This is a genomic window from Wolbachia endosymbiont of Cruorifilaria tuberocauda (assembly GCF_013365475.1).
Taxonomy (GTDB): Bacteria; Pseudomonadota; Alphaproteobacteria; order Rickettsiales; family Anaplasmataceae; genus Wolbachia.
Genome location: NZ_CP046579.1, coordinates 689,011 through 699,103, shown reverse-complemented (window position 1 = coordinate 699,103; position 10,093 = coordinate 689,011). Strand labels below are relative to the sequence as shown.

Below are 10,093 nucleotides of genomic sequence, written 5' to 3'. Positions count from 1 at the left end.
AGAACTAGTATAATTACTTTGTAGTGGTGATTCAATAAATTCAGCTTAACAGTTAGTAAAGAAAAATCTACTTCTATGATCTGATTTGCTATATCATTAAATGTATGATACTATGAAATAGTACACTTACCTTAGCGTCAAATTAGCTTTGTTTCATATGTAGCCAAAGTATATTTGAGGTACATATATTTTTCTGAAATACTTAGGTTTAAAACTTGGACTAGCTAATCACATAGGAAAATCTTGCTTATTTCGCTATCAATATTTACTTTTTATAAGAAACATGTTAATCATTAACTAAATTTTTATAGTAACTGGAGGAGAGTTTTGGCAGTTCCAAAGAAAAAAAAGTCAAGATCAAAGCGCAATATGCATCGTTCTCACCTTGCCATTGAACCTAAGAATATTGCGGTATGTACGGCAACTGGAGAATTTATGTTATCTCATAACATTGCAATTGATGGCAGCTATAAAGGAAAACGTATTTTCATAAAACAACAAAAAGAGTAATTATTATGATATGTTATCCCAGATTAATAGTAACATAGTTGTTGCGCTTGATGCTATGGGTGGTGATTTTGCGCCTCTTTCAGTGATTCAAGGTGCTAGTTTTTTTTTAGAGAACCTCATTGACTCAGGTACTGAGGTTTTTTTTCATATTTATGGGAATAAAGAAGAGATATCTCCTTTACTTTTAAAATATAAGAAGGTAAGTGATAGTTCTGAGCTGATTCATTGTTCTGACAGTGTTCTTGCAGATGACAAACCTTCTTTTGCACTAAGGCATCGCAAAGATTCAAGTATGAAAGCAGCTATTGAGGCAGTAAAAAGAGGTAAGGCTTCTGGAGCAGTTTCTTCAGGTAATACTGGTGCATTGATGGCAATTTCTAGGTTTATTCTAGGAATACTGCCAAATATCCATCGTCCTGCTATTGTGTCTGTTTGTCCAACTAAAGCAAAAAGCTTTGTGTTGCTTGATCTTGGTGCAAATGTTGATTGTAATGCTGACTCATTATTTCAATTTGCATTGATGGGAAGTACCTTTGCAAGAATAGCATTGAAAGTTGACAATCCTGAAGTTGCTTTGCTAAATATTGGTACAGAAGAAATTAAAGGTACTGACTCAGTTCGAGGAGCTTTTGAGTTACTCAAAGGCACTCCAAGTATTAATTTTAAGGGATATATAGAGGCAAGTGAATTTCTGGAAGGTACTATTGATGTGATTGTTACTGACGGTTTTGTAGGCAATGTAATGCTTAAAACAGCGGAGGCAACTGCTAGTGCTTTTATTAATTTAATAAAGCAGGAAGTGCTCAGCTCATGGGTATCAAGATTGCTTATTGGTATATTATTAAGATCCAAACTTAGTAAGGTACTAACTCGTTTCAATCCACAAGTTAGAAATGGAGCTATGTTTTTAGGGTTAAATGGTGTAGTCATTAAGAGTCATGGAAATTCTGATGCTGTTTCTTTTGCTTATGCTATAAAGTTTGCAGTGAGTGTTATTAGTGAAAATTTAAACCAGAAGATAGTTAATGAGGTGGGCCACATTGAATAAAAGTTTAATATTGAGTACTGGGTCTTATTTACCAAAAAAAAAGTTGAGTAATGATGAGGTTGCATTAATAGTTGAAACAAGTGATGAATGGATTAGAGAGAGGACAGGAATAACTCAAAGGCATATAGCAGGTGAAGAAGAATTAACGTCAGATCTAGCTGTTAATGCAGCAAAAGATGCTATAAAAAGAGCTCAAATTTCAGTAGATGAAATTGATTTAATCATAGTAGCAACAACAACTCCTGATAAAACCTTTCCTAGTTGTGCAACTATTGTACAAAGCAGGTTAAAGTGTAAAAATGCGTTTGCTTTTGATATACAAGCAGCGTGTTCTGGTTTTATATATGCAATTACAGTCGCAGATTCTCTTATTAAAGCTAGTAATAGCATTAAATATGCGCTAGTTATAGGTGCTGAGGTAATGTCTAGAATTGTTGATTGGGGAGATAGATCTACTTGTGTACTATTTGGTGATGGTGCTGGTGCAATAGTAATAAAATCTGTAATCCATTATAATGATATAACAGAGAAGTCTATGAGTGGAATAATGTCAACTAACCTATATTCTGATGGGAATATAGGTATATTATATACAGATGGTGGTGTATCTTCAACTGGCAGTCCTGGGAAAATATGTATGAGTGGGAGAGAAATGTTTAAGCATGCAGTGGATAAATTAACTTCCTCGGTAGAGGAAGCACTAGAATTTAATAATTTAAAAATTACTGATATTGATTGGTTAACCCCACACCAAGCAAATATTCGTATTGTTGAGGCTGTAGTAAAGAAGTTAGACTTTTCTATAGAAAAAGTAGTCAATACAATTGATCAGCATGCAAACACCTCAGCAGCATCAATTCCATTAGCACTTGATTATGCAATACAAAAATCAAAAATAAAACCAGGAAGCTTGGGGCTACTAATTGCAATAGGCGCAGGTCTAACATGGGGTTCTGTGTTACTACGCTACTAACACTGCAACCTTGTTATTTATTGTTTTCGATTTTTTCTATTAGCTTTCTGACTAAACCTCTCAACTTCTTACTAGCTTCGTTGAGCTCCTGAATCTGAGAATCATCTTTTTTCATAATCTCCTTATAGTTGCTTTTTATATAGTCGATCATTTCCTTCATCTGAATAATAACTTTATTGATATCCATGCTGCTTAAATTAGATACTATATCAGGTATAGAGCTTTCTAACATGCTACCAGCCATGAGCTGTTGAGACATTTGCATAAATGGTTTTAAGGTTTGATTGAGTAATTCAGGGTCCTTAGCTAATTTTTCTATTTGTTCTTTACAAGTATCCATATACTGTTTCATAAACTCATCTTCCTGTATTTTATCTATCATAACTATACCTACCTGGAAATATGTGCTTATTATTGTATATTGTTTTTAAGCTAAAGACAATATGATTGTACCTATTACAACTATCAGTATCATTAAAGATTAGCAATCTCTTTTTTTATTTGTAAAGGGGCACATATTTTCTTTAACCATTTCTTATCACTGACATTATTTTTTAAGTTTTTATAGACGAATTTGTGATAATTATTTATCCATTTAATTTCATCTTTAGTAAGCATTTGCTGGCATATTAGCCTTCTGTCATATGGAATAGAAGTCAGTTGTTTAAAGTTTAAAAGACCATTTTCTTGTCTATTAACATACATCAAATTTTCAATCCTTATTCCATACTTTCCTGGAATGTAATAACCAGGTTCATTAGAAAGTATCATTCCTGGCATAAGTTTTACTTCATTTCCTTTTGATATTGCTTGTGGCCCTTCATGCACTGATAAATAACTTCCTACTCCATGTCCTGTACCATGCATGTAATCTATTCCAAATCTCCATAAATGAACACGAGCCAGTATATCTAGCTCTCCGCCAGTGGTACTAAAAGGAAAGATTGCACTTGCTATAGCGATGTGAGCTTTCAATACTATTGTATAGTGAGTTATTTGCTCATTAGTAGGGTTGCCTATTGCTATAGCTCTTGTAACATCAGTCGTACCATCAAGATATTGGCCACCAGAGTCAATCAAATATAGTCCATTTTTTTGGATTACTTTGTTTGTCTCATAGGTTGAGCGGTAATGAATTATTGCCCCATTTTCATTAAATGCAGATATCGTTGGAAAGCTTGATTGTTTAAACAGAGCTTGCTCTTTTCTGTATTTTAAGAGTCTCGCTTCAGCGTTGAGTTCGGTAATTTCATTACTAGTTGCTTGTATAATATATGGATCTACAAGAGACTTATTGACATTATTTTCAAGCCAGCATAGAAAATTTGTTACTGCTACCCCATCCCGAATGTGTGCATTTATAGCTCCAACTATTTCAGTTTTATTTTTTATTGCCTTGTGAATTAAGCAAGGATCCTCCTTTTCAACTACCAGATGATTGCTTTGTATTATATTCATAATACTCATTGGAGTTGTGCTTGGATCTATCATTATCGAGTTTAGTTTACATAATGAACTTTCTAGTTCGCTAGCGTCAAGAATATTTATATTGTCATCCAAATTTGCTTGTATAGTTGAGTATTCTTTGTCTTGAATAAATAAATCAACCATACCATTTCTATATAATAGAACACTACCTAGTATGCATGGATTATACTTAGCATTTTCATTTCTTAAATTTAATAACCAAGAAATTGAATTCGGGTCAGCTAGAAATATTGCTTCGATTTCTTGATCTATACTTTTGATTACTCTTTCACATTTACTCTTGCTACTTTCACCTGAGTACTCAGATGTGTACGAAACTATCATTTGTTCTTTATGATTTTTTTCTTTTTTAATTGAATAAGGTACTAATCTACAGATTTTTTCATATTTTCTTATCTCTTTTGCAGTAGAATACTGCAAGTAATAGCCTAGTGAAGTGGTTGATGTTAAGTTTTCTTTTACCCATTCGCATGGCTCTTTCTCTTGTATATTATATACTTGGAAACTTCTCAGATCGATCTGATTATGAACTTGCATGATATAACGACTATCTGTAAAAAATATACACTTGTTGTTCTTTGTAACAAAGAGCAAGCCATTTGTTCCTGTAAAACCACATAACCTGGTTAACTCATCTGAGTGTTCATTTAAATATTCATCATTAGTGCGCAACATAAATACATCTACATTTATTTTACACATAAAAGAACGAAATTCTTCTAGTTTTGACACAAGTACCTCACGCAGAATTTGTTAATGCTTTCATTTTTTTGTTTCTCAAATTCACCAATATACTAACTATTGCTGCTGGAGTAATACCTTGTATTTGCTTTGCAATACCAATTGTTGATGGTTTTACTGCATGTAATTTTTCTATTACTTCACTTGATAGACCATGAACTTGTGAATAGTTGAAATCAATTGGAATTTGAGTATTAATTTCCTCCTGCAAAAATTGCATGTCTGCTTCTTGCCTTATTAGGTAAGGCTTGTACTTTGCTTCAATTGCAACTGCCTCGAATATTTCATTTCTTATAGTACCACTTTGAGGCATAACACTGTTTGATTCTAGCCATATTTTATATAACTTATTCCAGTTGATATTTGGGTAGCTAAGTAAATCCAGGGCTGTTTTTCTTATTCCATCATAAGATATTTTTATGTCATAAGACTTAAGCTGTTCATGGGTGATTATTAAGTTCTCTAAATCTTTCTCGAGTTGCTTAATAGACTTAAGTTTGCTTTGTAAAGCAGAGTACCTCTTATACGATACAAGTGAAATATCATATCCTTTTTGTGTTAATCTTCTATCTGCATTGTCTGATCTGATTGAAAGCCTATATTCTGCACGTGAGGTAAATAGCCTATAAGGTTCTGTTACTCCTTTAGTGACTAGATCATCTATCATTACACCAATATATGAATCTGTGCGGCTGAGAATAAAGCTTTTCTTTTCTTTAACTGCAGAAAGTGCTGCGTTAATTCCAGCAATAATTCCTTGCCCTGCTGCTTCTTCATATCCTGTAGTTCCATTAATTTGACCTGCGAAATATAGCCCTCTAATTTTTTTGGTTTCTAGGGTATGAAATAGCTCTCTTGGGTCAATATAATCATATTCAACTGCATAACCAGGTCTTAACATCTCTGCGTTCTCAAGTCCTTTAATGCTCCTTACCATCTCACGCTGTACTTCGATAGGCAATGAATTTGAGATTCCGTTTGGGTATATAGTTTTATCATCAAGACTTTCTGGCTCTAGAAATATTTGATGACTATTCCTTTTCATAAATTTTTTAATTTTAGTTTCAATTGACGGACAGTATCTTGGTGCAACGATGTTGCAAAGATATGAAGAAGCTGATTTATGAAGATTCTCTTGAATTATCCTATGTGTGTTTTCATTAGTATAAGTAATAAAGCATGAAACTTGAGGTTGTTTGATTTTTTCTGTGAGATAAGAAAATGGTATAGGTGGATTATCTCCTGCTTGTTCCTGCAGTACTGAGAAGTTTATGGTACTACGATCAAGTCTTGGTGGAGTTCCTGTACGCAATCTGCCTAGTTTAAAATTGTATTTTCTTAATGTATTTGCAAGCCCTATTGTAGACTTCTCTCCCATTCTTCCTGATGGAGTTGTTCGTTTACCTATATGGATTATACCTTCCAGAAAGGTTCCTGTAGTTAAAACTACTTTACTTGTCAGTATACGTTCGCCAGAGCTTGTTATAACTGCTTTGATATACTGCTCTCCATTGCTATTGCTCTCAATAAGAAAATCGTCAACGGACTCTTCTTTTACTGTTAAATTATCATAATTTAGAATAATTTTCTGTATTGCCTTCTTATATAATTTTCGATCTGCCTGTGCACGTGGTCCCCATACTGCTGCACCTCTGCTGCTATTTAAAATAACCGAGTGTATACTTGCCTGATCAATTGCTCTTGCTATTATCCCGTCGAGAGCATCGATCTCCCTGACTACAACACCCTTTGCAATCCCTCCAATTGCTGGATTGCAAGACATTTCTCCTATGGTTGAGACTTTGTGAGTTATAAGTAGTGTATATGCACCAAGGCGAGCTGCGGCTGCAGCTGCTTCACAACCAGCATGACCGCCACCTACTACTACTACATCATATGTATGCATGCTTTTTTAAATAATTGACACTTTTAATATTCCAGTTATTAGTGGTAAATGTCAAATTTTACAGCAATGCAGGTACTCAAGCAATTAACTAACATTCAGATTTCTTAAGACATAAAAATATAGATTAAATATTACTTATAAAACTTGCTGATTTCCTTATCATAATAATAAAAAATTTAGTTATTTTGATATGTAAATATTGAGTAATATAAAGTGTTATGATTAAGTTAGTTGCATTTATTATTGCTATACTTTGCTGCTTGCTTTGTTCCTTAGGTGGATTCATAAAAATGAAAAGTAAATGATGATTCAATATCTGAAGTACTGAGTAAATAAAGAGAGGATTTTGATTTAAGAAAAAAAATTGAAGTGAAAACTAAAAACTTATCTACTGAAGCTAATCTAAATAAGGAAAACAAGACTTGACATTACTATGAGTTAACTAAAAGGGTAGGTTTTCTACCTTTTTCTTTATACCTGGATATGCAAAAATTAAGGTAATTTGTCCCAAACTTCGACTATATCTTGATCAAGATCTATTACTTCTGCTTTCTTGAATTGATAACAGTTGTTAATGAATTGAATTCCCAAATTTCCTATAAAAGGAATAGCATCATTACCAAGGATTTTACCACTACGGCAGACTATTAATCTGTCTATTAAATTAGACTTTAATAGTTCTGTTGTTAATATCATGCCACCTTCAACTAATAATCTTGTTATACCGATTTCTGAAACAAGTTTTGATGCCATGTCTTTTAGACATATTTTATCGAAAACATCAGGTTTTTCTTGCTCTTGCATTTCTTTAATATCTGACTCAGAAATCTTGTGTATGTTATATAAACATTTAGTATACTGCTTTAAAGCTGAAATTTCTCGATTCACTTGTTTGGACACTTTAGCAACAGGAATTTTTCTATTTGAATTGACTATTAAATAGTTAATATTTTGTATTTTCCTTTCTACTTCTTTATTCGTGATTACCCAAGTCATTACTTTATCTGCAGTTTTTACAATATTGTGCTCTTCTTTCAATTTTTCTTGACTGTCAATAATCAGCCTGATTGGTGATCTACATTCAAGTCCTGGTAGCCTACAAGTTAGCAGTGGATTGTCACTAATTAAAGTATTGCTACCAATCATAATTGCATCATGTTTTGCTCTTAGTTCATGTACCCAATTTCTTGTATCTTTACTTGTTACCCATTTGCTATTACCTGTAAACGTTGCAATCTTCCCATCAAGAGTTGTTGCGATTTTACAAACTATGAATGGTCTATGTAATTTCTTGGTAGTAAAAAACCCAATGTTCAATTTTTCTGCTTTTTTTTGCATGATGCCTTGCTCAACTTCAATTCCAGCTTCTTCTAAAGCTTTGACTCCCATGCCTAGAACTCTTTCATCAGGATCGATTGTCGCAATTACTACTCTTCTTATTCCAGATCTTATAATTTCTGTAGTGCAAGGCTCTGTGATTCCAAAGTGGCAGCATGGTTCAAGAGTAACGTACATAGTCGCACCATGAGTTAAATCTTTAGCCCTTTGTAGGGCAATTATTTCTGCATGTGGACGTCCACCAATTCCTGTATAACCTTTCCCAATTACCACATCATCTTTTACAATAACACATCCAACAGCAGGATTTGGTGCAACACTCCCAAGAGTTCTTTCCGCAAGCTTTAATGCTATTGACATGAAATGGTTATCTGTCATTAGAAGGAAGTCATTTCATATGAGGTATCAAAAATTCTTCTATGTTCATATATGGCAAATCTATCTGTCATACCAGAGATATAGTCACATATTACTACTGAACGTTCAAACTCACAAGCAAGCCTACACCACTCTATAGGCAATAGCTCAGGGTTTTCATAAAAACACTTGAAAAGCTCTTGTACTATACGTTTTGCTTTATTCATAGTCCTATTGAGTTTATAGCTCTTGTATATTTTTTCTATATTAAATTTTTTCATTTCTTTTGTAGCATTTGCAACTTCTGGTGAGAATATAACTAGCATCTTGTTTAAACTTCTTACGTCTTCTACACTTTCTATTTTATAATCCTCAATGTTCTTTTTAGTCTGAGAAACAACGTCACTTATCATAATTCCTATGGTTCTACTGAGAGATTCATGTGTAAGTTTATTCTGGGATAATCCTGAATACTTTCTTTTTATATCTTCAAATATTTGTCCAATTAAAGGAATACTGAACAGGTCTTCTACAGTTATTAAATTTCCTCTCAATGCATCATCAAGATCATGAACGCTGTATGCGATATCATCTGCAATCGAAGCGACCTGTGCTTCGATGCTTGAAAATTTTTCAAGTTTTAAATCATATTTTTCATTGTATTCTAACAATAGCTGATTGTTTGTGTGGAATGATGCATTCTGGCCGAGCAGAGGACCATTATGCTTTGCAACTCCTTCAATTACCTCCCAACTTAGATTCATGCCGTTAAAATCAGCGTGTTTTTGTTCAAGATGAGTCAGAATCCTTATAGCTTGAACGTTATGGTCAAATCCGTACTTCTCATTATCAATGTTTAAATCTTGAACTGATTTCTTTAGAGCGTTTTCACCTGTGTGACCAAATGGAGGATGCCCAAGGTCATGTGCTAATGCTATACATTCAGTGATATCTTCATCTAAACCGAGCATACGTGCAATAGATCTTGCAATTTGCGCAACTTCAAGACTATGAGTCAGACGTGTGCGATAGTAATCATTCTCATAATTAATAAAGACTTGTGTTTTATACCCTAATTTTCTTAATGCATTAGAGTGTATAATACGATCCCTATCACGCTGAAAACAACTCCGATTTTCATCCTCTAATTCTTTAAAATACCTTCCCCTTGTTTTATGTGGAAAACACGCATAACTTAACAGAAAATTGTTGTTTGACATGTAAAGTTTTTACTATAATAAGTTATTAATAGTAAATGGCGGTAGCTATGTCAATGGATTGCAATATTAACCTAACTGATAATGCATTAAAAAAGATCTATTCTCTTATAGAGCAGGAAAAATGTGAGAACTCTGTTTTGCGGATTGCAGTTTCAGGTGGTGGATGTTCTGGATTCAAGTACAATTTCCTTATGGATCAAATAAGCAAAAATCCGTTTTTAGGCGATAAAGACTATGATAATGATGAATTTGATGATGAGGATGAAGTTGATGATTGTGAAGACAGCAAAAATTATGAGGGTCACTCTAGTTTTAGTAAAAAAAGTCAAGATATAGTAGTGAATGATGAGAATGGAAAACCTGTATTAACAATTGATAATCATTCAGCAAAATTTTTAAATAATTCAGTTATAGATTATAATGAAAGTCTAGGTAGTTCTGGTTTTCAAATAAATAATGTTCTTGCTAAATCCCGATGCGGGTGTGGTAATAGCTTCTCAATTTAGTGAAAT

The 10,093-nt window shown here is 33.3% G+C and carries 9 protein-coding genes; 4 read left to right on the top strand and 5 right to left on the bottom strand.

Going from position 1 to position 10,093, the window contains the following annotated elements:
• Positions 1-327: 327 nt before the first annotated feature.
• From rpmF to GOY13_RS02775, 3 genes are read left to right on the top strand one after another with little or no spacing between them, the layout of a single operon-like run.
• Positions 328-510 (top strand): 50S ribosomal protein L32, encoded by a 183-nt coding sequence (rpmF, locus tag GOY13_RS02785; protein WP_175814291.1) that lies wholly within the window; start codon positions 328-330, stop codon positions 508-510.
• Positions 511-520: 10 nt separating this feature from the next.
• Entirely contained in the window at positions 521-1,558 is a 1,038-nt protein-coding gene (gene plsX / locus GOY13_RS02780; protein WP_175814290.1) for a phosphate acyltransferase PlsX, read from the top strand.
• Entirely contained in the window at positions 1,551-2,531 is a 981-nt protein-coding gene (locus GOY13_RS02775; RefSeq protein WP_175814438.1) for a beta-ketoacyl-ACP synthase III, read from the top strand. Before plsX ends, GOY13_RS02775 begins: the two co-directional genes overlap by 8 nt.
• Before the next feature lie 13 nt (positions 2,532-2,544).
• On the opposite strand, the gene GOY13_RS02770 is transcribed toward GOY13_RS02775, so the two are convergent.
• The 5 genes from GOY13_RS02770 to GOY13_RS02750 all read right to left on the bottom strand — a co-directional run bounded on the left by GOY13_RS02770 (position 2,545) and on the right by GOY13_RS02750 (position 9,581).
• The gene (locus GOY13_RS02770) at positions 2,545-2,913 is read right to left on the bottom strand and encodes a hypothetical protein (protein ID WP_175814289.1); all 369 of its coding nucleotides are present in this window, start codon (positions 2,911-2,913) and stop codon (positions 2,545-2,547) included.
• A gap of 92 nt (positions 2,914-3,005) precedes the next feature.
• Positions 3,006-4,751, bottom strand: a complete 1,746-nt coding sequence (locus GOY13_RS02765) for an aminopeptidase P family protein (protein ID WP_175814288.1) — start codon at positions 4,749-4,751, stop codon at positions 3,006-3,008.
• Between the two features lie 7 nt (positions 4,752-4,758).
• A complete protein-coding gene (gene mnmG, locus GOY13_RS02760; protein ID WP_175814287.1) occupies positions 4,759-6,666 on the bottom strand; it encodes a tRNA uridine-5-carboxymethylaminomethyl(34) synthesis enzyme MnmG in 1,908 nt (635 codons plus the stop codon).
• Between the two features lie 492 nt (positions 6,667-7,158).
• Positions 7,159-8,382: a bifunctional diaminohydroxyphosphoribosylaminopyrimidine deaminase/5-amino-6-(5-phosphoribosylamino)uracil reductase RibD gene (gene ribD / locus GOY13_RS02755; RefSeq protein ID WP_175814286.1), complete on the bottom strand. Its 1,224-nt coding sequence runs from the start codon at positions 8,380-8,382 to the stop codon at positions 7,159-7,161.
• Complete coding sequence (locus tag GOY13_RS02750; RefSeq protein WP_175814285.1) at positions 8,382-9,581, bottom strand: deoxyguanosinetriphosphate triphosphohydrolase; 1,200 nt, start codon at positions 9,579-9,581, stop codon at positions 8,382-8,384. The genes ribD and GOY13_RS02750 overlap by 1 nt, the downstream gene beginning before the upstream one ends.
• A gap of 47 nt (positions 9,582-9,628) precedes the next feature.
• Between GOY13_RS02750 and GOY13_RS02745 the strand changes: the two genes are divergently transcribed.
• Positions 9,629-10,087: a HesB/IscA family protein gene (locus GOY13_RS02745; RefSeq protein WP_175814437.1), complete on the top strand. Its 459-nt coding sequence runs from the start codon at positions 9,629-9,631 to the stop codon at positions 10,085-10,087.
• Positions 10,088-10,093: the final 6 nt, after the last annotated feature.